Genomic DNA, 23,653 nt, shown 5'->3' on the forward strand with positions numbered 1-23,653 from the left:
AGGGAGGTTAACATGGAGCAAAAGGGTTATAAATTAGTTCCGGCACTAAGTCGTGAAGTAATTATTTTTCTAATCATATTTTTTGCAATATTTATCGCAATCGGCAGCGTGATGGGTGGAGTAAACATGATAAACACACTCATGAACAGTGCCTACAGATTAATAATGGAAGTTTGTTTCTACATAATGGCGATTGCCGTTTTAGCGGGGGCACTGAGTAGCGTCTTGTCGGAGTTTGGAGTAATAGCGCTCGTCGACAGAATACTTTCAAAGCTTATGTCTCCTGTCTACGATCTTCCGGGTGCAGCAAGTCTTGGTGTTATCACTTGCTATCTTTCGGACAACCCGGCGATTCTTTCAATGGCACGTGACAAAAACTTTCTCACATATTTTAAGAGATATCAATTGCCGGCGCTCACAAACATTGGAACTTCATTCGGTATGGGTTTAATTATAACAACCACAATGATGGGTTTAAAACTCGACGGCACAATTAGAGCCGCACTCATTGGAAATGTCGGTGCAATCATCGGCTCAATCGTAAGTGTAAGGCTCATGCTCATGTTTACGAAAAAATATTACGGCACAAGTGATTATTCCAGCAACTACGAAGAAATAAGCGATCACAAAGTGCGTTTTATTAGAGAGGGTGCAGTTGGAAGCAGAGTTATAAACTCTCTTATCGACGGTGGTAAAAACGGCGTTGAAATGGGAATGGAAATCATTCCGGGCGTCGTCATCATCTGCAGTCTCGTTCTTCTTTTGACAAACGGCCCTGGACCTCAAGGTTACACCGGCGGTGCAAATGAAGGAGTCGCATTCCTACCATGGCTTGGAAGAAAAATCTCATTCATTATAAAACCGCTTTTCGGTTTTACAAATCCTGAATCAATTGCTGTTCCTATAACAGCTCTTGGAAGTGCCGGTGCAGCAATGGGCCTCGTTCCGAATCTCGTGGCACAAAATCTTGTCGGTCCGAACGAAATCGCAGTCTTCACAGCAATTTGTATGTGTTGGAGCGGATACCTCTCAACGCACATTGCAATGATGGACAGTCTCGGAGCAAGAGAACTCACAGGAAAAGCAATAATAAGCCATACAATCGGCGGACTTTGTGCCGGTATAAGTGCAAACTTGCTATTTAAACTATTTTCATTATTCTAAACTAAAAGAGGATGTTCAAACGAACATCCCCTTTTTTATTTGAAAAGATTTGCGAGCTTTTCAAAAAATCCCGCTTTTTCTTCAATTTTTTCCGGAACAACTTTTTCCTTTTGAAGTTTTTTAACTTCGCCCGTTCTTATAACGAATTGAACGGATTTCACATTTTCATTTTTCGAAGATGCGAAAGATTCTATTTCTCCGTCGGAGTTCTTCCCGACTTCTTCGTTAATCTTGTCTTTCACTTCGCCCTTGATATTTTTTGTTTTGCTGTAAAGTTCTTCGGTGCCCGTGTGAAGTTTTGAAACGCCTTCGGTGTATTTTTTTACACCGCTTTCAAGAGATTTCGTTCCGTCTAAAACCATGTCGCCGGCTTTATCGAGTTCGCCTATATTTGATTTCAGAACGTCTTTGCCTCCGCTGATTTTTGAAACACCTTCTTGAACGGATTTCACAGCGCCCGTGTATGACTTGATTCCTTCGTTTAATTCCGCATATTTCTCAGTCATTTCTTTGATTGCATTTGCAGCCATTTCATTTGCATCATTATTCTTTTCGCCTGCAAAACTTGCAAGAGTTTTTATGCCGTCGTCAATTTTTACATATCCGCCGTCCAACTTTTTCACGCCGCTCTCTATGCTCTTTGCGCCTTTGTTAAGTTCGTCGAAATATAATTTCGTGCCGCCAAGCATTTCCGTATTTTTCTTTAAAGCGCCGATTGTCTTTTGGAGATATTCGATTTCCGCCATCGCACTCGCCTTTTCGGAATCGCCCATCTCGCCTTTTTCCAGCGAGTTCTTTAAAGCCGCAATTCTTTCCGCACTCTCTTTTATGAGCGCAACATTTCCAGTTTCAAGCGTCTTTAGATTTATATCATTTTCTTCAAGTTTTTTCGAATATGCTCCATAACTTGTGCCACGGCTCAAATCTTCAGCGCCTTTTGAAATTGTTGAAAGCGCAGTCTTGACATCGCTCGATGCCTTTGAAAGTTCGACGATTTCGCTCGGCATATTTCCGATTTTTATAGTCATATTTCCCATCTTTTGAAGCGCCGCATAAAATTGCTCCGACGAATTTGTGAGCATATCATTTTTTGCGACAATTGCATTTAAGGCATTGTCCACTCCGTCAAAACCCTCTTCAATCGATGCGACCCCTTCGATGAGTTTTTTATTTCCATAGACATATTTTGCAATGCCGTCATTTATTTTTTCTGTCGAAGTTCTTAGTTCACTCGAATTGTCGTCGAGTTTTTTTGCACCGTCATTTAAATCCGTCACACCGTTATTCAGCTTGTCGATTTTTTCATCGATGCCGAATTTGTCGAGGTCTACATTTAAATTGAGGTTCACGCCGTTAATCGAAAAGCCGTCGAAGTAAAAGTCGTCGGTTGTGAATGTGATGTCCGCTTCAAGTCCGCTGTTTGGAAGTGACAAAAAGTTCAAAAGCTTTTGTTCGCCTTCGTTTGCCATAGTCGCTTCGTTTGAAACTATGTCTTTAAAATCCGCAGTGCTCAGCTTTGTAGAAATTTGGAGTGCATAGTTTTTGTAGAAATCGCGGTCGAAATCTTCATTTTCTTTAACGGAAAGATGAATCCTTGCTTCTCCCGCCTTTCCTCTGATTTCCTCGGCACTCATTTTTTCGCCGTTCAAATAATATTCTACCGAAATGTCCCAAGGCATCGAAAGATTTTTCAAATCGCCTTCGTAATAGAGTCTGTCCTTGTCCGAATCAAATATGACGAGGTCGCCTCTTTGCTCGAAGTCTATATTTGAGTTTAAAATTTTCACATTGTTGTAGTCGCCGTAGTCAAAAACTCCTCCCTTCGGGAAAATGTTTACGACGCTTATGTTTTCAGTCTTTCCTTCGCTGTCCATTGTAACATAGACCACCTCTTCTTTTTGAGGTGCGCTTACGGCGGAGATGACCGCCGTTTGTGTTAGTATTGTCGCAGCGCAAATTGTTGCGACCACTTTCTTAAAATTTTTCATTATATCCTACCTTTCATTTATAAAATTTATATTTTTCGTTGTCTTTTTAATGAGTCCGTCAAACATATATAAAAGTCCCGGAAGTACAAACAAAACAATAATTACAGATGCCGTCGTTCCGACCGACAACAAATAACCGAGTTGTGAAATAAGTCCGTGTGTCGAGAATTTTCCAAGTAAGAATCCGACTATAATCATCGTGAGTGCAGATGTCAAAATCGAGACGCTCACCTTTTCTAAAGTTGTCTTTATGGAATCTCTTCGATCTAGAGTTTCTCTCATTTCACAGTATCTTTCCGTAAGCAAAATTGCATAGTCCACAGTCGCCCCGAGTTGAATTGACGAAATTATGAGGTATGCAATATAGAAAATCGTCGTCGACCTGAAATAAGGCACCGACATATTTATAAATATCGCAGTTTCAATCGCACTGACCAAAATAACCGGAATCAAAAGCGATTTCTTCGAAAGAAGAAGCACGAGGAACACTGCAACAATCGCGATAATGTTTACAACATTCATATCGTCCATGACCGTGTTTTTGAGGTCATAGGTCGAGATGCCTTCGCCGGCGAGATAATAGTCGTCGCCGTAATATCTGTTCGCCGTTTCCTTCACTTTTTCAATGAGTTTAATCGTGTCTTCCCCTTCGTAGTCCGCATTCACGGAAACAATCATTCTTGTATAATTTCTCGAATTCAATTTTTTCAAAGAATCGCCGTCAATGAAATTTTCAGGAATTGTTTCTCCGACGGTGTCGACGTACGAAATTATATTTGAAACTTCGTCGATATTTTTCAAATCGCTCGAAAGTTTTCTTTCCTTTTCGAGGTCGCCCTTCGGAAGAAGAAGCACATATGTGTCGCTCTTTCCGAATTCGTTTTCAATTGCGACAGTGTCGCTTCCAAGTTTTGTATCCACGCCATAGATGTGAGAGTTGCCGAAATAGTATGCGTTATTTTTCGAAGCGAGGAAACACGGAATCATAATTATAAAAAATATTACAAGATTTGCATTTTTGTGTTTCAACACGAACTCTCCGAATTTTTTAAAGCTCGGTACAAACTTTTTGTGCTCTGTTTTTTCAATCAAATTGTCCATCTTTAAAATTACAATCGGCATCAATGTAAACTCGGTCACAAGTGAGATGAAAACACCTTTCGCAAGTGCGAGTCCAAGGTCCGGTCCGATTCTAAATTGCATGAATATAAGAGCCAAAAATCCGATTATAGTCGTGAGTGCCGAAGATAAAATCGACGAGAACGAAACCTCGAGCGCCTTTCCCATCGCCATGACGTGGTCGTCGTAATTCTTTTTCTCCTCTTTGTATCTGTGGAGAACGAAAACCGTGTAGTCCAAGGAAACCGCCAAGAGTAAAATATTTCCGGCAGCATTTGTAACGAATGAAATTTCGCCGAAAATTAAATTTGTCCCGGCGTTAATAACAATCGAAACCAAAAGCCCAATCAAAATTATAACCGGTTCAATCCACGACTCAGTTGTCAAAATAAGAATCAAAATCGTAAAGAGAACTCCGACAATCGTGACTACCCTTATTTCACTAACCGAGTTTGTCGTCGCAATAGCCGTGTTAACGGCGGAGCCCGTCATCTTGTTGTCGTCTCCGATAATCTTTCTAATCTCTTCGGTCGCACTTATAATGCTGTCTTCCTGAACTGTAATGTTCATGAGCGCGTTGTTGTTTTTGTAATAATTTTCGAGATTGTCCGCGTCCATAAAAGCCATCGGCTTCATAACACTTTCAAAATCGTCCAGCCAAACAACATTTTGCACACCCGGAACGTCTTCAATTTTCTTTATCATGTCGAGCGTTTCGTTTATCGTGACGTCCTCAAGCATGACCCGCAAATTCGGAATCAGCTCGTCGTACTCTTCCTTCATCTTGTTGAGCGAAACTGTCGACTCACTTTTTTTCGGAAGATAATCGTTTATGTTGTAGTTTACTTCTATTTTTGGATAACTGATTATGGAAATCACAATCAGCACCGCATAAATAATTAAAATAGTTTTGGGGTGCTTGATCCCCCGTTTGATTAAGTCTATCAAATAAATCACTCCTTTTTAATATAAAGGTATTATAACCGCAAAATGCAAAACTTAAACCGGTCAAATTGTGTGTTTTTGGGTAATAACGGACAATTTATACACAATTGATGGTCAATTGTTTACAAACTATGGAAAATTTATTCATATCAATGTATAATATACATAGGTGATAAAATGAAAAATGAAGAGATTTCAATAAAAACGAAAAAACATCTCTCAAAGACATTAAAAAAACTCATGCTGAAAAAACCTTTAAGCAAAATTACAATTTCGGAAATTGTAAGAAGTGCCGACGTCAACCGAAAAACTTTTTATTATCATTTCGAAAGTATAAACGAACTTTTCAAGTGGACTCTTGAGGAAGAAGCGGTTCACGTTGTAAAAAATCTCGACGTAAAAAAGGACTACAAAAAAGCAATTGAGTTTGTGATTAAATATATTGAAACTAATAACGATATTTTAAATTGCGCATACGACTCCATGGGGCGAGAAGGTTTGAAGGAATTCTTTTATGACGACTTCTACGAAATCGTCGAAAAACTTGTTGAGACAATAGTCGAGAAAATGGACGAAGTTGTCGAGAACGACTTCAAAGACTTCCTTGCAAAAATGTATGCGGGTGCAATTGCAAATATGATTATCGATTATTTCAGCGAAAAGAAAAATATAGACACCCAAAAAATTGTGAACTATATTATGATTGTTATAGGCTCATCAATCAAAGCATCCATCGAAGCTTATGTTAAAGAAATAAACGAAGCTTACGAAAAAATAAAATCACTTTGATTTTTCAAAAAATGAAGGGAGAATTTATGCAAATTTCAGCAGGCGGCATCATCGTCTACAACGAAAAAATATTATTATTAAAAAAGAGAAACGGTTCATTCTGTCTTCCGAAAGGTCATCTTGAATACGGAGAAACGCTCGAAGAGACCGCAGTGAGAGAAGTGAAAGAAGAGACAAATATAGACGGAAAAGTTTTATTTTATATCGGTCACATGAGATATTCATACAAAAATATTCGAAACAATAAAATGACTGACAAAGAAGTGCACTGGTTTTTAATGGACCCGCTTAGTTTCAATCCCATTCCGCAAAAAAGCGAGGGCTTTATATGGTGCGGTTTCAAACATTACACTGTGGCTCTGAAACTTGTAAACTATATGAATGAAAAGAAAATCATAAAAGATGCGGTTGAAGCGTACAAGGAAATTCACTCATGAACTTTACCGGAAGAGTGAAAGCTGCAATTAAAAATTACGAATTCGAAAGAATCGACGAATACTCGGCGTTCGTGATCGGCTTTTTATCTTCGACAGGCTATGTCTACAAAGAAACCGTTCGCGGCGAATTTGCGAAAAAAGATGAATTTATAATTATAAAAGGTGAAGAGTTGCGAATGGAAGATTTTTATTTTCATCCGAAAATGGACGAAAATTTAAACTACATCGCGATGGATTTCATCGGAAACACCGACATCGAACAATTTATCGAAAACGGCGATATGGCAGTAAAGCGTGCATTTTTAAAAGGTGCATTTTTGTCGCAAGGCTCAATAAATGACCCGAAAGATTCGTACCATTTTGAAATTGCAATCGGAAACAAGACCGAAGCGGACAGACTTCAAAAAGTTTTGTCTGACCTCGGAGTGAATGCAAAGACAGTTGAAAGGGACAGAAAAACAGTTCTCTATGTAAAAGAAGGAAGTGAAATTTCGGACATCCTTACACTTCTCGGTGCAATACCGGAAACTCTTTATTTCGAAGAGCAGATGGTTATAAAATCTGCACGAAACGACACCAACAGACGTGTAAACTGCGAAACCGCAAACCTTTCAAAGACGATAAGCGCAGGTGTAAGACAGACGCATGCGATAGAAAAACTGAAAGAAGACGGAAGGCTCGACCTTTTGGACGAAAGCCTCTATGAGGTGGCGATTTTAAGACTTGCAAACCCCGACGCATCGCTCAAGGAACTTGCAATGCTCTATGGCCACGGAATTTCACGAAGCGGCATAAATCACAGGCTGCAAAAATTAATAGAATTGGCGGAGGAATAATGAAGACAATAGTAACCAACAACAAACTTGTTAAAGAAAGATTTGAAGACAAATTTAACGTAATATATATAGAAGACAACCACTCATACAAACCGGTACTCCTAAAAATAAGAGACCTCGTGCACACCGGCTACAAAGTTTTGACTCACCCGCTCTCGGGCTCGGTCAAACCGAACGAAACGCCGTACAAAAGTGTAATCATTGAAGAAGGAAAAACGCTCGATGAAGACAGTGTAAAAATCATCGAGCTTTCAATCGCAACTCTCGACAAATTCCAAAATATGGAAAGAACGCCGAACTGGACTGAAAGAGTTCTCGACGACTTCAGAGTTGTGGACCTCGACTTGATGGTCTGCACAATCGAAAGACTGGGCCACTTCTAGATGATAATCGAAGGAGAAATCATCGACATAACAAACGACGGTCGCGGCGTCGTGAAAAAAGACGGCAAAGTCACATTTGTCGAAAACGCACTTCCGGGCGACATCGTTCAAATCGAAATCACAAAAGAAAAGAAAAACTTCAACCTCGGGAGAGTGAAAAAATTTTTAAGCTATTCAAAAAATAGACGCTTTAAAAACGGTGAAAATCCTTTGGGCGAAGCCTATCCCCTTTTCGCTCTCGACTATGACTTTGGTTTTAATCTTAAACAAAATATCGTAAAAAACAATTTTAAAAAATTTTTAAATATGGAAATAAATATCGTTCCGCACAAAAATGAAGACTATCGAGTGAACAAACTCCGTCTTCACAAAGCCGAAAAAAAAGTTGGACTTTTCGAGAACAAAACGAACAAAATCTACGTTCCGAACATGGAAACACTTTTGGGCGAAGGCGCGAGCGAAATTTATAAAGACATAACAGAAAACATCTCCGGTGGAAAATTTGTGACCATAAGGCGCGCCGACAACGGGGATTTTTTGTCGACCGATGGAACATACACAGGGAAACTTTTCACCGACTACAAAGACAGAAACCGCTCTCCAAAAATTCATCCGGTAATGGAAATCGCCGGAAAAAAATACGAAATGGAAATTGACGGCTTCTTTCAAAACAACAGATACGGCGCCGAAAAAGCTCTCGAAATTATCGGGAACAAAAGAACCGGAAAAATTTTGGATCTATACTCCGGAGTCGGACTCATCTCCCTCTTTGTCGCCGACAAAGCGAGTGAAGTTTTGGGGGTTGAACTTTGGGAGCCTTCGGTCATTAACGCACGTGAAAACGCAAAACTTAACAACATAACAAATGCAAAATTTATAGCGATGGACACGGGTGACCTCGCAAAAGAAAAACTCCCGCTCGCGGACACAGTCATCGTCGACCCGCCGAGAAGCGGACTCGTTCCCGAACTCATCGAGAGAATAAAAGAAATGGCACCGAAAGAAATCGTCTACATGAGCTGCGACCATACAACCCAAATACGAGATATAAAAATGCTGTTGCCGGAGTACGAAATTAAAGACAACGCCGTGCATGTTATAGACATGTTCCCGGGTACGATGCACGTGGAGACTATAGCGTTGATACAAAAGATGTAAATATAGAAATCCTGCATTTTAAGCAGTTTTATAAGCATTTTGTCTTCGATAAAGATGAAGAAGGATACGTCAAAAAGACTCAAAAAAACTACATGGATGTAAGAGTAGTTTTGCAACTGGTATGAGGAGACACAAAGAAAAATATAATAAGATAAAACTCATTTTATACTTTCTACAAGAGTAGCTCAAATAGCTGCTCTTTTTTATTGAAGGGAGTAAGGATTCGTTACATCCTTTAAAAAATATACCTAAGCCAACTTTACAAATTCGCTTTTATAATATATAATAAAAGTGTAAACGAGAGGAGGCGGGCTATGAATACACTTAAAGAATATATACAAGATAATATAGTAATAACTAACAAAGAAGCAGAAGACCTTGGATATACTAGGCATAATTTATCAGAATTAACAAAGATCGGACAATTAGAAAGATTAAGACCGGGACTATATCAATTAAAAGGAAAAGTAATAGACGATTTTGTTTTAATATCATCAAATAGCAATCGAATTATATTTTCCCATCAAACATCCCTCTACCTCCATGACCTATCCGACAGGACCCCAAATGTATTTCATATATCTGTTCCCCAAGGCTACAATGCAACTCATATCAAGAAAAGATATGAAGATCTACAAGTTCACTATGTAAAAAAAGATTTATACGAACTAGGAAAGGCAGAAATAAAATCACCACAAGGCAACCTTATTCCAGTGTATGATATAGATCGAACAATTTGCGATATCATAATCGATAGAGAAAAAATAGATAAACAAATTTTTACAGAAGCAATAAAAAGATACTTTAAATCACCAAATAAAAATCTAAGACGATTAATAAAATACAGTAAACTATTTAAAATAGAAGATGAAATTAGAAAATATATGGAGGTATTATCGTGATTAATATCGAGAGTATAAAGGGAAAGATAAGAAGTTTAGCAGAGAAGAAAAATTTGAAATCGCAGGAAGTTCTGCAAATATATTTCTTTGAAAGATTTTTAAAAAGACTATCTAAATCACAATACAAAAACAATTTTGTAATCAAGGGAGGATTTCTTATATCATCCTTAATTGGCATTGAAAATAGAACAACTATGGATATGGACACAACCATAAAAGGCATAGCTCTAAAAGAAGAGAAAATAAAAGACATTGTAGAAGAAATTATAAATATCAATGTAGAAGATGGAATAAAATTTGAAATAAAAGACATCTCTTATATTAGAGAAGAGGATGAGTACGAGAACTTTAGAATTTCATTAATAGCAAATGTTGGAAAGACCAAAAACCCGATGAAACTAGACCTAACAACAGGAGATGCAATAACACCAAGGGAAATAGAATATACCTATCCCTGTATTTTTAGCAAAGAAAATATAAAAATATTGGCATACCCATTAGAAACAATTCTCGCAGAAAAATACGAAACCATAATCAGAAGAAATATAACAACAACACGAATGAGAGACTTTTACGACCTATACACTCTCTACAAGCTGAAAAAAGATGAGATAAACTATGAAATTTTAAAAGAAGCAATAGAAATAACTTCAAATAACAGAGGAAGTCAGGAGATAATGGAAGACTATAAGGAAATAATCGAGGACATAAAAGAAGATTCATACCTAAGATCCTTGTGGGAGGCATATCTCAGTGAAAATAAGTATATTGGAGATTTGATCTTTGATAATGTTGTTGATGTAGTGACAATTATTTCAAATAGGGTTAGTGAGATGTAATATTCCAGACACTGTCTGGGAAATTACATAAATATTTTAAATATCCGATTGTCCTATGTAAAATTATTTTATAGCCTGCTATTTAATATGATTTTTTTGTTATTTTAAATAAAAATGGAGGGTTAAATGTTTAATAAAAAAAATAAATTTAAAATCGATGATGTTGAAATTTTAGAATCAGTCATGTCGAGTCACAATTTTAACATTATAAGAAATAATAAACCATTATCATTTCGAGGTGTAATGAGTATATTTGCGTTAATTGTAGTGGGACTAGTTATTCTGATTATTTTTGCTGAAAATTTTACGGATAATCAAATAACTTTTTTGGGAATTATGGGCGCAACGTTTATATCTTTTTTTGCCGTTTTTTACACAATTAATAAAGAAGGTAGGGATAGATATATATTAGCAAAAAAATCTGCAGCAATATTGTCTCAAATCCTAAAATCAGTAGATAACCAAATATCAAGAATAGAAAATGGTATGTTTTATCCTGTTATTTATCCGAAAAATTGGCTTGATTATTATGAAAGTTGTTCATTTTATTTAGAATATGATTACATAGAGTATCTTTTAAGAGAATTCGAAATTATAGATAAAATAAATTGCTGTATTAAAAAAGATGATAAAGAAGAACTTTTAGAAGTGATTAAATATAGAAGACAAATTCTTACTGATTGGAATACAGACTATGATATTCTCATTACAAGTCTTAACTTATCTAGTTTTTCAATAGGTATGAATGAGATTATTTCGTGGAGATTTGAAAAATCTTACAAAGATTTTGAAAAATATTTCATTGAAAACTATCATGATAAAGTAAAAGAGTTGACAATAGAATATTTAAAAAAGAACAATAATTCCTGTGATGTCAATTTAGCTTTATACTATGTTATGGATAAAATAAGAGAAGACACTGAACTAAAAGATAGCAGTTATGAGTTTGAAGTTATGGAAAATAAAAAAATGTTAAATACAATATTTAAGGTTTATTTATCACTTCAAGAAGATGATTTATTTTATTTGTGTTGGGGAGAGCTTCATTTAAATGAATAATAAGAAATATTTATTTTAATTTTTTAAAAATATCCCAATCAATATCAATGGTAATTTGGATAAAATTGACAATAATACAATTAAATTTTAACATAATTCAAAAAAGACTATGTACCACAAGAAGCCTTAGCACTATTGACAATAAATTAAGATAATATTATATAAAACTCGTTGACACAAATGAATTTTAGAATTAAAAAAAATCATAAAAGCCATTTTTCTTTTTAGAAAATACATTGTGAGAACAGTTTAAGTATATATTAATGCATGGTATATAGACAATATGTAGATTTTATGTTGAGATAATATAATAATAAAATCATAGATAAAAAAAGAAAATATTGATATAATCGTTCTAAATATTACGAATGAGAATAATGGGCAAAATAGACTGACGCAATTATAATAGTTTCTGGATAATTGGGAATCAAAAATAGAAATCCTATAGATAAGATAGTAGCCTGTAAAAAATATTTAGGAATAATATTTGAATCTTAATTAAAAATTATTATTGATAAGTAAACAAACCTCATTATAATATTGTTTTTTCTTTTCTTATAAATGGTATAATATATACGAAGTATATATTATTTCATGTGGGTTACAAAAAATATTAATCGTTTGAAAGGACTATAAATTATGCTATTTGATGAACGAGACATGAGAGTTTTTCAAAATTCCGATTCAAGAGTTTATTTTAAGGAAATACTGCAATCCTATTATAGCCAGAACTATAGAGCAACTATTGTATTATTGTATTCATTTGTCATATATGATTTATTCATGAAACTACAGACAATGGAAATTGAAGGCGATAACAAGGCAAAAAATATGGTAGAAGAAATAAATAGTCTGATTGCAGATGATGAGAAATATTCAATAGTGGAGAATAAGATAATTGAGTATTTCACTGATAATCATGAACTTTATTTTAAAGATTTTAAGGAAGATATTAATTATCTAAAAGATTGTCGAAATAAGTGTGCACACTTGAAAGTAAATGATAATACTCTATATGTACCAAATGACTATCAAGCAAGAATGTTAATTTGTTCAATGTATGATAATATTCTTTCTGTAAAAGCTCCTTTTATTTTAGATTTATTTAGGCATGCTGAAACAGATGTGGAAAGTTACACAAATGCGGTATTTTACTATCCCGGTATAGAAATAGAAAAAAACATCAAAAATAATATTAAGAAAAAATATCTTAGTAGAATGACTTACAAGTCACTTTGCAAATCATATAAAACATTCATTAAATTGAATTTTATATCTGATGATGTTGAGTGTGTAAATAATGCAAGTGGTCTTTATGTATTTATTATTACTATGACTGAATATATTATTGAAAAAGGATACTCAGAAATCTTTAAAGAAGAAAATATTCTTGAAATTTTTTCTAGAATAGATGTTGAAAATCTGAAAGATGATAATACCAGATTTAGTATGTTAGTAGATATAATTTCTACTTTTCCAGTAATAATGGAAATTATAAAGATGGATAATGGACTATTTACATTTATTGCTGACAAAGTACTTAGTGATCCAAGAGAGTTAAATAAATATAAATATTTCTATCCATCTTCAGAAAAAACTGTAACTCAATGGTTTAAAGATATGTCAAGCCTACAAAAACCGAAGTATATTGATGAATTATTTACAGTTCTTAAAGATGAGGAAGACTTCGATATTAACGACTTTATCATCATAATGATAAAGGGTGTGCCAACTTTTAATGGATTCAATTCAGCTGATAATTTTATGAGCTTTTTTAAATCGCATATTAGTGAATTTACGAAAGACACAATTGATAAGGTAAAGGATGAATACAACAAAAATAAACAATGTACAAATAGATCTAGGCATGATGACGATATAAAAGAAGTTGAAAAGATATTAAATGGAGAATCGTAAGAAAAAATAATTATAAATGGAGGTTTTATGTCTAAAAAATCTTTTGACAAATTTGCATATAAAGGGTCTATTTATGATTTAGAAATTATAGATAATTATGCAAAAGAAAACAATAATAGAATTGGGAAGTATAAAAACAATATATTTTGCCCTGAATGTAAAAAGGCAAGACTTAAATATGTTCCAAAGACTGCACCGTTAAGGGGTTATTTAGCGACCATTGACCTAAACGAACATTTAGAACATTGTTCTTACAAGTATAAAGGTAGTTCTTATAGTACTATAACAAGATATAAACTGATTGAAAACTTATCATCATCTGAAAAAAGGAATCAAATTGAGATTTTATTGAGACATTTATCTGGTTCAGATATAGATAAAAGTTATGAGAATAAGAATTGTAGCAAAGATAACAGATTACGATCAGAACGAGATAATTATAATGTAGATGAAAGAATTAATAATACGATTCAAAAATTTAGTTTAACTAACAAAATTGATTTGAATGTTTTAAAAATGAATAGTAATTTAAAAATCTTATATGCTAAGAAAGCGTGGTTAGGTTATGAAGAGAGAGATGGTGGAGCATATTATTTGCCTTATATAAAAAATCTAGCAGGGGAAAAATTGGAGATATATTTTCCAATCAAAAATAATGAACTTGGCAACCCTGGATATTATAATATTGTATGCATTGGTAAAATCAATGAGTTTAATAAGATACAATTAGATGAGCCAAGAAAAGATTCAATGAAGTTGGAAGCGACTAATTAGTAGATATGTTCCCACATACGAGGATTATGAAAAACATTAAATTTTATCCATATTGACCAATCAAGCCACGTCGAGACGGTTGTATTGATGTCAAGAAAATAAGATAACAAACTATAAAAGTCTTGAAATCAATGGTTTTTAGCAATTTTGAAAGATATCTTAAAAGCAATTTTTTCATTTAAAACCACCTTGTGGGAACATTTTAATAGCAAAAATCGTAGGGGTGAGTGGACAGTGTAATTATAAATAAATATTTTAAAAATATATTTATTTAATGGCTATATTACTTGAATAAATGTGATAATAGATTTATAATATACTTCAAAAAACCATAATTCTGGTATCGAATAGTTTATCAACTATAGTTTTGTCAGACAAAATATTAGTGCTAAAAAATGGAAAACTAGTGGAGTGTGGAAATCATAATGAGTTAATTCAAAATGGTGATGTTTATTTTGAGTTATATCGTCAACAAAAGAAATAATATTCGCTGTAAAGAGATTGTACAACTATCTGAAAAGAATTAAACATTTCCACTTGTTATAAAAAATAATCTAAAAAAGAGGGAGACAAGAAGATGGTTTATTTATTTATTTGTATATTACTTATGACTTTTTTAATAATATTGTTTTATACTTTGTGGATTAATGGTTATTTAATTGTAAATAGGAAAACAGCTAAATTGTTTATTGCTTCGTTTAGAAATAAGAAACGATGTAGGATAAAATTTGTATCCTGCAATGGCTATATTAAAAAAATACTTAAGTTTAAGGAAAATCGCAGTTATGATTTTTGCTTAAACAGTATAGTTAAAAATGGGCTTGTTTTGGCAGAAATATGGGATAATAACAAAAAATTATTGTTACACCTGGATTCTAATATGCCAAACGCTACTATAAATATTGATAAAAAATATCGATACTATTTGATTCTAAAATTTGAAGAAGCAACAGGTGAGTTGGAATTTTTATGGAATTAACCTATTATTGCCAAACATATGTGACACAAACCCTTAAAAATAAATTTGACAAAAAGCTTTATATGTAAAAATATAAATAATAATTTGAATAACGATAACAAATAGCCTAACTAAAAATACACGAGACAATAAAATATTGAAAAATCTAAAAATTCAACGGATTTTCTAAAAGTATATATTTTTAGAAATAACCTAACTATTACATGTCTAAGCCCTAGCATTAATGTCCAGAGTGTAGCAAAGCGAGATTAATCTGCAGGTAAATTTTTTGTTTATAATTAAGCTAATAAAATTTCATCATTTTAGAGGTGAGTTATGGATTGTATTTTTGAAAAACTAAACAAAGATAATTTTAATAAGTATTTTGATTATTTATTATCGGCTACTGAATTAGAACCGGAACTTATGTGTTCAACTGATATAGACAAAGAAAAGCTTTATGAAAGATTAGATGATGAATTATCAAAAAGAAGCACTTCAATATTGGCTATTTATGAAGATAAAGTTGTCGGGAGAATAGAATATCATTTTTATTCTTGTTTTCAAGACGGATATAGAATATGCTATGTCGACTGGGTTTATGTATTGCCGGAGAATAGAAAGCAAGGAATAGCAAAAAAATTGTTTAATGAAATGACCAGCGACTGTATAAAACATAGTATTGATGAAATTAGATTAATAAGGGCTACAAATAAAAATGCAAATGAATTTTACGAAAGTTTTAAATCTTCCAAAATTTGTGAGCTCCCATTTTTTATACAACCTTTAAATTAAAATACTTAGATGTGCTCGGTATAATGTTCATTTTTTTGTGGAACGTTCTTGTAGATTCTTGGCAAGAATGCAAGTGAAGCAACACCAGATTTGATTGATTTGATAAAATTAATGGAGATAGTGATATTATTTTAGGAAGTGATAAACATGAAACATCCGGAAAAATGGAGAGATTCGATAGACCCTTTTTCCCTGCCCTTTAAAAATTTTCATTTGTTAGAGGTAATCGGTTATCCTCATGCAGGCAACGATGTTTTCCAAGTTAAAGGCATCTACAAAAAAGAGAAAGTTGAAGCATATATAAAAGTAGCTCGACAATTTGGCGCAGATATAGAAAATGAAATAAATACCATAGCTTCTATTAAATGTGAACTTGCTCCAAACATAATCGATTACGATGAGGAAAAGAAGTATTTTTGCGTCTCTCTTGCAAAGAAAGGTGAGCGATTGTCTAGTATTGTGGGAGATAACTCTAATAAAGCTTCGTTAGACTATCTCTATGAATATGGTAATGCTCTTGCAAAGTTACATGCGACGGAAGGAATTTTTCATGATGTAAAAGATCGCAAATTTTTTCATATACAGGATAAAGAGTATTTCCGAGAATTAGGCATAGAATTTGTCTACGATTATTTAATTTCGAATCAGCCTCAAAGAATTAATAAATGCTTCTGTCATGGAGATTTTCACTATGCCAATATTCTGTGGCAACAAAAGCATATATCAGCCATATTGGATTTTGAATTATCCGGCTGGGGAAATAAAGAATTTGATATTGCTTGGGCATTGATACTTCGTCCCGGTCAGAAATTTATGAACACAGATGAAGAAATTTCTTTGTTTATGGATGGTTATCAGTCAGAAGGAACTTGCAATTGGGATTATGTGAAGTATTATATGATACTTATATATTCATATTTTTACAAAATCGGAAGAACAAATGTAGAGTACCTGTCTTACGTTAAAAATGTGTTTCTTGATTATTGCAAATAATAATATGTTTTTTGATGTTGCTATTTGATTAGAAATATATTATTTAATAATTTATGATATTAAATGAAATAAAATCAAATGGCTTTTAAGACCTACAAATCTTAGAAGCCATTTTTTTATATAAAATTTAATTTGAACAAATATTTTTTTAACTAAAGCGGTGCATAAGTGTTATAATATAGATAAAAGTTAGAGCGATCGAATAAAAAATATTTTATATTCTATTAAAAATTTTTGACAGAGATGTCCTGGGATACAGGCCACTTCCCTACCATAAAGTTACATACGCACGATTCGGTTCTCTATCTCCACTGAGAAGAAATGATTACGCAACTGAACAAATTATATTTTTCTTTAACGGAAATATATTGGGCGTACGGTAATGATGACACTGAGTTAATATTTAACATAATAATCTGAGCGACAATTAGATAAATTAGAATTTATGAGGTGAAATAAATGAAACTCTTTAAGCATTATATTTTTCTTGCCATGTTGGTAATATGTCTTATATTATTTTTTTCATCATGTAAGAATCAAAAAGATTTCAGCAATAATAACAATAAAACAAAAACGGAAAAGCAAGTTTCTACAAAGAAAGAAGAGAAATTAGAACCAAACGAAGATAAAACAGAACCGAACGAAGCTAAAACAAAACCAAACGAAGATAAAACAGCACCAAACGAAGAAAAAGTAGATAGAAACGAAGATGTTGTTTGGGACGAAGTGACTGAAAATGGTGTGGATGAGGAATTACTACTAAAAAATATTGATGAAAAAACTCTCACGTTTATAGCTCAACAATTTCAAGATATATGTAAAAAAATTGGTGAAAAAGAAAAAAAGGATAAATTTTATTGGTTGAAAGGAGAATGGTATCACGATGTAATGGATTCTAAACAATATCACAATGTAATTTTATTGGGAAATAAAGCAATGAAACCATTATTTTTGATCATATATAAAAGTCCTATTGCCGGTTTGTACGAATGGATTTGCAGCAAAGCATTAACTGAAATATCCGGATTTGATTTTTCAAATGAAAATAATGGTGCAGGATGGGGAAATTCAAAAGAATGTTTAGAAATGTTTATCGATAGGGTTCTTGAACAAAAAAAGTAATAACTTTCAGTTTCCAGTGGACTTTAACTTGAACCATACAACAAAATTCTCTTGTCCCCCTCCCCTTCTTCAATGAACGTGAAGACCAGTTTCTTTATGTAAGATTATCATCACGAAGCCCTAGCATTAATGTCGCGAGTGTAACGAAACGAGATTAATCTGACAAAGATTGAAGTAATGGAACCTATGCTAAAATCAACGAATTTATTTGGAATCAATTTAAATTCTTAGAAAAAATAGAATCAACATGTTAATTTATATCACAAGGAGTGTTGAAAGTGATTGATAAAAGCAATAAAAAATTTTGGGATAAATTTGCTAAGCTGTATGCCCCTTTTATGAAAAAAGATAAAGGTGTTTACGATGAAGTTTGTGAATACATTATTCCCTATTTGAATAAAGATATGAATGTACTGGAACTTGCATGTGGGTCAGGCCAGTTATCGTTTAGTCTTTCAAAGCATGCTAAAAATTGGATTGGTACAGATTTTTCCGAACAAATGATTATGGAAGCTAAAAAGCGTGGGGAATACGAAAATCTTACATTTGAAACCGCCGATGCAACATCATTATCTTTTCCAAATGAAAAATTTGATTGTGTCCTAATCGCCAATGCTCTTCATATTATGCCTAAGCCGGATGAGGCAATGAAAGAAATATATAGGGTGTTAAAACCTAATGGAATTTTGTTTGCCCCTACTTTTCTATGGCTAGAGGGAAAGCAAAGAAAAATTATAAAAAATTTAATGTCTATTTTAGGATTTAAAATGTACCAAGAATGGAATAAAGAAGAATTTGAAGATTTTATTGAGGAATATGGTTTTTCAACAGTTGAAATGAAATTAGTATATGGAGGTCTTGCACCTATTGGTGTTTTGATTGCCAAAAAAATATCCTAAATATTTTGTTCTCGTGGATTAAAAATTTTTACGTAAAAATGCATGGTAATGTTTCCGAAAAGTATATTGGAATATTTATTCGACAGCTTTTTATGTCAAGAATTTGCCTCTACAATACTATGACGGCTTCAGCCACTGTTTCAACTCATTGTTTAGAAATTAGTTAGATTAAAAGTGCAAATTAATTTATTATAAAATTTTAAGGAGAATAACTATGGAGCATAATTGTGCTATTATTGACGACAAAAAAGCATTTAGATATAGAGCGGCAGCCATCATAGTCGAAGAAAATTGTGTGCTCTTTGCAAGAAATGAAGTCGATGACTATTACTACTCGGTCGGCGGAGCAGTTCACATGGGCGAGACATCGGAAGAAGCCGTGAAGAGAGAAGTTTTTGAAGAGACAGGAGTTCGTTATGAGGTCGATCACCTTGCCGTGATACACGAGAACTTTTTCATCGGCACCTCCGGCTTAAAAGGAGTGGACTTCCATGAGGTTACTTTCTACTATATTATGAAGCCGATGGGCAAAAGAGATTTTACGAGCGAAAGTACTACAATGTCGGGCGTTAAAGAAACAATGCTTTGGGTGCCTATAGATGAGCTTGATAAATGCAAAGCATATCCGACATTTATGAAGGAATTTCTCCGTTCGGAACATAACGGAGTGGAACATATAATTACAGATGAAAGGGTCAAATAAACCGGTTAGACTATACGAAAGTTGTTTCCGGAAGTTTCGGAGGTTTTATGAAGACAATATATTTTATTTCAGGTTTAGGAAGTACTGAAGAGTCTGTGCAACTATTAAACACTGAGTTAAACAAGTATGGATACGAGATAAAATTTTTGGATATTCCGGGGCAATATTCAAATGAAAACGTTAAAATAGTTGATGAGAAAGATTTTGTAGAATGGTTGAAAAACAGTATTCCTAAAGATTCTATTGTCATGGCCTTCTCAATGGGCGCTGATTTGGCACTCAAATTTAATAAGGAGATAAATCCCTGCGAATTAATTATTCTCGATGGCGGTATCATCGGTTATGATTTTGAAAACAGAGATTTAGAGAAAGAAATACAAGAAACAAAAGAGATTATCATCAAAAATAAGTTGAATATGAATCCGGATACTATCACAAATTTAATGTCAATTATTGCTGACGATTATAAAGATATTTTTGAAGTTGATTTACATTCCCGAGTGTTGTTTTTTGTTGCGGACAGTCCAAATTATGCTTTTGAATATAAAAAAGTAAAAATTGATAAATACTACAAAACTAATCGCAATGATATTACTATTAAAATTGTTAAAAATACGACTCATGAGATTTATACTCAAAAGCCGAGATATGTTGCAGAACAAATCGCCGAATGGTTCAACAGGGAAAATAAAAAAACTTCTTAGCAAATAGACTCCAAAATATGATCAATCGCTCCGACAGAAGATCTGTTGTATTTTTTTACGCCATTTTTAATTTATCGTAGCCAAATTTATTAAAATGGCGATATTAATCTCGCCAATATTGATTTATATACGCCAAATATGGTATAATGGCGAGAAAGGTGGTGAGAGTTCATGAGAAAATTTAATTATTCAAAATTAATTAGTTTAAATATACCGGCAAATATGTATGATTTAATATCAAAAATATATGAATATAAAGGCAAACAAGAACTTTATGTGGCTAATTTTTCCGATGTTCTCGATAAAATGATAGAGGTTGCAAAAATTCAGTCCACTAAATCATCTAATGCAATAGAAGGTATTTCTACAAATGATACAAGACTGGAAGAGTTGATGAACAAAAAAAGTGAACCTAAGAATAGAAATGAAGAAGAGATATATGGTTACAGAGAAGTTCTAGATATTATTCATGAAAACTATGAGAATATTGAATTTACAAAAAACAATATTCTAACCTTACACAATAGGCTTTATGCGTATTCCGAGGAAAGTCATAAGGGAAAATTTAAAACAATGTATAACAGTATAGTTGAAACAAATGCACTTGGAGAGAAAAAAGTAAGATTTCAACCTGTTTCAGCCTTTGAAACAGAAAACTATATTGAGAAAATGATTAGTGCATACAATGAAGCTATTCGCTTAAAAATCCCACCATTACTTCTAATACCGACTGTTATTCATGATTTTTTATGTATCCATCCATTCGCTGATGGAAACGGTAGAATGTCAAGACTGTTAACACTTCTACTACTATATAAAAACGGTTTTTTTGTAGGAAAATATATTTCACTGGAAATGATTATCGAGGAGACGAAAGATATTTACTATGAAGAGTTGCAAGCTTCAAGTGAAAATTGGCATTCCGGAACGAATAACGACTTGCCGTTTATAAAATATATGCTCTCGGTCATCTACAAGGCATATGGTGAATGTGATGAAAGATTTAAACTAATATCAGAAAAATCTTTAACTTCTGCAGAAAGAGTTATGAAGGTGTTTGAAAATTCATTAGAGCCATTATCTAAATCAGATATAGCAATTCTTTGCCCGGATATTTCAAAGAGAACTATAGAAAGAGCATTGAAAGAATTAAAAGACCGCGGCTTAATTAAACAATTAGGCAGCGGAAGATCGACTAAGTATATTAGAGTTTAAAACTATTTCACAAGCAAAAATACAGGCAGATAACTTCTTAAACGTCTTTTTATTTGGAATGAGAATAGCTCCTATGAATATCAGTGGCTTTGCCTCTACGTAAATGGAGCTTTATTTATAAGCAGTAGGTATATTGAAAAAAAGATAAATATTTGATTTAAGCCAAATATGGTATAAGGAGAAAATTATAGAGCATATAAATCCAGAGGAAAGGATGTAATGGACTGATTATAGCATGAAATTTATTGTAAAAGAAATTGTAGATAAAAAAGAAAAAGAAAGAATCGCAAGAGAAGTGCTTAATGACCTGCCAGAATGGTTCGGCATACCTGAGAGCACAGAGAATTACATTAAAGAGACGCAAGCAAAGCCGTTCCTAGCAAATTTTTATAAGGACGAGCTAGTAGGCTTCATCGTCCTTGGCGCGAGCAGTCCCGACTGTGCAGAGATCTTTGTCATTGGCGTGAAGAAAAAGTTCCATCATCATGGAGCTGGGAGAGAGCTAAATACTGCCTATGAAGACTTAGCAAAGAGCTTGGGATACACTTACACACAAGTAAAAACCGTTCAGTCCGGCCATTACGATGAGTACGACATAACGAATAAATTTTATAAAGCAGTCGGTTATAAAGAATTAGAAGTCTTCCCAGATTTATGGGACGAGAGTAATCCTTGTCAGATATATGTAAAGTATTTAGCTTAAAGAGAAGAGATATTATGTCAAAAACCGTAATTTTAGGATGCTCATCATTAAAAGAATATATTGATGAGGCTCAAAGAAAAGTTAAAACGAATTACCCGGTATTCTATTTAAATCGTTTGTATCATAGGGATCCAAACGAGATGCGTGAGCACATCATTAACACGCTGACGACAATGTACAAGGATGTGGACACGATTTTGGTTGCAATGGGACACTGCGGCGGCTCATGGGATGGCGTAAAGGCTCCATGCAGACTTGTTATTCCAAAGATTGACGAGTGTGTTTCACTTCTTTTGCAGAATACAGATGAAGTAAAAAGTGATTTAAAAGAACCGGGGCATTTATATGTACGCGAAAAAGATCCGATGAAAGAAAATTTTCATTCGATTTTTGATAAGCTTACTAAAAATTTGGACGAAGAAACGAAGAAGCGTTACCATGAGGACTGGAAAAAATATTACCACGAGATAGACATCATCGATACAAAAATTAATGACTGTAGAAGAGCTGATTATGTTCAAGTTGTAAAGGAAGATGCTGATTGGCTCGGTGCGAAGCTTGGCTTTGTTGAGGGCGGCACATATCTATTGGAAAAACTTTTCACAGGAAGATGGGACGAGCAGTTCACTATATTGGAACGAGGAGAACAAATATAAAACGAATGCATAAGTAAATACAAACCAATTGTCTCGACAGAAGATTGATTGTATTTTAATCTCGCCATATATTATTTATATACGCCAATTGCGGTATAATGGCGAGAGAATAAAGACAAAATTAAACGGCCTGTCGCCTTTTGAGTGCAGGTTACAAGCCATCTAGTAAACGCAGTTATTATGAAGATTCTTTAAAGCATATGGGTATTGATTAGTTTTCATAATAAAAGGAGATTAAAATGATAGAAAATGAAGATTGGAATTGGTCTCAGGAGACTTTAAAAGCAATTATTGAAGTACTAATAGATAATAGAGAATACTGGGAGCAAAACATTAAGAGCGATTTTGATCAGGGTGTTGTAATGGGTTATGAATTTGCCCTCGATTCTATCAAAAATCAGCTAGAAGCCAGAGGCTATAATTTTGAGGACTGGCTTAAGGGTTAAAGGTTTTATGCACGAACAGAAAATATTAAGGCTCTATAATATCTATGGGGGAGTTAAAACCCTCCATAGATATTTTTATGTAAAAAAATTGCACTTATACGCAAAACATCCTATACTAAAAATAGAAACAACAAGTAAGGAGGTGCATA

Annotated in this window: 24 protein-coding genes; 22 read left to right on the plus strand and 2 right to left on the minus strand. The window is 33.5% G+C overall.

Annotated elements, in window-relative coordinates; all coding sequences use genetic code 11:
• Nucleotides 1-12 precede the first annotated feature (12 nt).
• The gene (locus C7381_RS05405; protein WP_116480182.1) at nt 13-1,164 is read left to right on the plus strand and encodes a CD0519/CD1768 family membrane protein; all 1,152 of its coding nucleotides are present in this window, start codon (nt 13-15) and stop codon (nt 1,162-1,164) included.
• 35 nt (nt 1,165-1,199) lie between these two features.
• Here C7381_RS05405 and C7381_RS05410 read toward each other — a convergent pair whose 3' ends face one another.
• Complete coding sequence (locus C7381_RS05410; protein WP_116480183.1) at nt 1,200-3,152, minus strand: hypothetical protein; 1,953 nt, start codon at nt 3,150-3,152, stop codon at nt 1,200-1,202.
• 6 nt (nt 3,153-3,158) lie between these two features.
• Nucleotides 3,159-5,159: an efflux RND transporter permease subunit gene (locus C7381_RS05415; protein ID WP_245893768.1), complete on the minus strand. Its 2,001-nt coding sequence runs from the start codon at nt 5,157-5,159 to the stop codon at nt 3,159-3,161.
• A 234-nt stretch (nt 5,160-5,393) separates the two neighbouring features.
• On the opposite strand from C7381_RS05415, the gene C7381_RS05420 reads away from it, so the two are divergent.
• The 21 genes from C7381_RS05420 to C7381_RS05520 all read left to right on the plus strand — a co-directional run bounded on the left by C7381_RS05420 (nt 5,394) and on the right by C7381_RS05520 (nt 23,504).
• A complete protein-coding gene (locus tag C7381_RS05420) occupies nt 5,394-6,005 on the plus strand; it encodes a TetR/AcrR family transcriptional regulator (RefSeq protein WP_116480185.1) in 612 nt (203 codons plus the stop codon).
• 11 nt (nt 6,006-6,016) lie between these two features.
• Entirely contained in the window at nt 6,017-6,442 is a 426-nt protein-coding gene (locus tag C7381_RS05425) for an NUDIX hydrolase (RefSeq protein WP_133240929.1), read from the plus strand.
• Nucleotides 6,439-7,278, plus strand: coding sequence for a DNA-binding protein WhiA (whiA, locus tag C7381_RS05430; RefSeq protein WP_116480187.1), 840 nt, complete (start codon nt 6,439-6,441; stop codon nt 7,276-7,278). Before C7381_RS05425 ends, whiA begins: the two co-directional genes overlap by 4 nt.
• The gene (locus C7381_RS05435) at nt 7,278-7,661 is read left to right on the plus strand and encodes a GrdX family protein (protein ID WP_034547190.1); all 384 of its coding nucleotides are present in this window, start codon (nt 7,278-7,280) and stop codon (nt 7,659-7,661) included. The genes whiA and C7381_RS05435 overlap by 1 nt, the downstream gene beginning before the upstream one ends.
• Nucleotides 7,662-8,819 (plus strand): class I SAM-dependent RNA methyltransferase, encoded by a 1,158-nt coding sequence (locus C7381_RS05440; protein WP_116480188.1) that lies wholly within the window; start codon nt 7,662-7,664, stop codon nt 8,817-8,819.
• A 314-nt stretch (nt 8,820-9,133) separates the two neighbouring features.
• Nucleotides 9,134-9,721, plus strand: a complete 588-nt coding sequence (locus tag C7381_RS05445; protein ID WP_116480189.1) for a type IV toxin-antitoxin system AbiEi family antitoxin domain-containing protein — start codon at nt 9,134-9,136, stop codon at nt 9,719-9,721.
• On the plus strand, nt 9,718-10,560 hold the full coding sequence (locus C7381_RS05450) for a nucleotidyl transferase AbiEii/AbiGii toxin family protein (protein ID WP_116480190.1): 843 nt from the start codon (nt 9,718-9,720) through the stop codon (nt 10,558-10,560). The genes C7381_RS05445 and C7381_RS05450 overlap by 4 nt, the downstream gene beginning before the upstream one ends.
• Nucleotides 10,561-10,686: 126 nt before the next feature.
• A complete protein-coding gene (locus tag C7381_RS05455; RefSeq protein WP_116480191.1) occupies nt 10,687-11,619 on the plus strand; it encodes a hypothetical protein in 933 nt (310 codons plus the stop codon).
• A gap of 783 nt (nt 11,620-12,402) precedes the next feature.
• Nucleotides 12,403-13,536: a hypothetical protein gene (locus tag C7381_RS05460; protein WP_245893771.1), complete on the plus strand. Its 1,134-nt coding sequence runs from the start codon at nt 12,403-12,405 to the stop codon at nt 13,534-13,536.
• Between the two features lie 27 nt (nt 13,537-13,563).
• Nucleotides 13,564-14,310, plus strand: a complete 747-nt coding sequence (locus tag C7381_RS05465) for a hypothetical protein (RefSeq protein ID WP_116480193.1) — start codon at nt 13,564-13,566, stop codon at nt 14,308-14,310.
• Nucleotides 14,311-14,887: 577 nt separating this feature from the next.
• Nucleotides 14,888-15,289 (plus strand): hypothetical protein, encoded by a 402-nt coding sequence (locus C7381_RS05470; RefSeq protein WP_116480194.1) that lies wholly within the window; start codon nt 14,888-14,890, stop codon nt 15,287-15,289.
• 315 nt (nt 15,290-15,604) lie between these two features.
• On the plus strand, nt 15,605-16,063 hold the full coding sequence (locus C7381_RS05475; RefSeq protein WP_116480195.1) for a GNAT family N-acetyltransferase: 459 nt from the start codon (nt 15,605-15,607) through the stop codon (nt 16,061-16,063).
• 147 nt (nt 16,064-16,210) lie between these two features.
• A complete protein-coding gene (locus tag C7381_RS05480) occupies nt 16,211-17,056 on the plus strand; it encodes an aminoglycoside phosphotransferase family protein (protein ID WP_116480196.1) in 846 nt (281 codons plus the stop codon).
• Between the two features lie 459 nt (nt 17,057-17,515).
• Nucleotides 17,516-18,178 (plus strand): hypothetical protein, encoded by a 663-nt coding sequence (locus tag C7381_RS05485; protein ID WP_116480197.1) that lies wholly within the window; start codon nt 17,516-17,518, stop codon nt 18,176-18,178.
• Between the two features lie 278 nt (nt 18,179-18,456).
• The gene (locus C7381_RS05490) at nt 18,457-19,077 is read left to right on the plus strand and encodes a class I SAM-dependent methyltransferase (RefSeq protein WP_116480198.1); all 621 of its coding nucleotides are present in this window, start codon (nt 18,457-18,459) and stop codon (nt 19,075-19,077) included.
• A gap of 214 nt (nt 19,078-19,291) precedes the next feature.
• The gene (locus tag C7381_RS05495; protein WP_116480199.1) at nt 19,292-19,780 is read left to right on the plus strand and encodes an NUDIX hydrolase; all 489 of its coding nucleotides are present in this window, start codon (nt 19,292-19,294) and stop codon (nt 19,778-19,780) included.
• 47 nt (nt 19,781-19,827) lie between these two features.
• Nucleotides 19,828-20,484, plus strand: coding sequence for an alpha/beta hydrolase (locus tag C7381_RS05500; protein ID WP_116480200.1), 657 nt, complete (start codon nt 19,828-19,830; stop codon nt 20,482-20,484).
• Between the two features lie 171 nt (nt 20,485-20,655).
• Nucleotides 20,656-21,699: a Fic family protein gene (locus C7381_RS05505; RefSeq protein ID WP_116480201.1), complete on the plus strand. Its 1,044-nt coding sequence runs from the start codon at nt 20,656-20,658 to the stop codon at nt 21,697-21,699.
• Between the two features lie 235 nt (nt 21,700-21,934).
• Nucleotides 21,935-22,402, plus strand: a complete 468-nt coding sequence (locus C7381_RS05510; RefSeq protein ID WP_116480202.1) for a GNAT family N-acetyltransferase — start codon at nt 21,935-21,937, stop codon at nt 22,400-22,402.
• A 14-nt stretch (nt 22,403-22,416) separates the two neighbouring features.
• On the plus strand, nt 22,417-23,058 hold the full coding sequence (locus tag C7381_RS05515) for a DUF1638 domain-containing protein (protein WP_116480203.1): 642 nt from the start codon (nt 22,417-22,419) through the stop codon (nt 23,056-23,058).
• A 239-nt stretch (nt 23,059-23,297) separates the two neighbouring features.
• On the plus strand, nt 23,298-23,504 hold the full coding sequence (locus C7381_RS05520) for a hypothetical protein (protein WP_116480204.1): 207 nt from the start codon (nt 23,298-23,300) through the stop codon (nt 23,502-23,504).
• Nucleotides 23,505-23,653 lie beyond the last annotated feature (149 nt).

This window comes from Ezakiella coagulans (genome assembly GCF_003096635.1).
Taxonomy (GTDB): Bacteria; Bacillota; Clostridia; order Tissierellales; family Peptoniphilaceae; genus Ezakiella; species Ezakiella coagulans.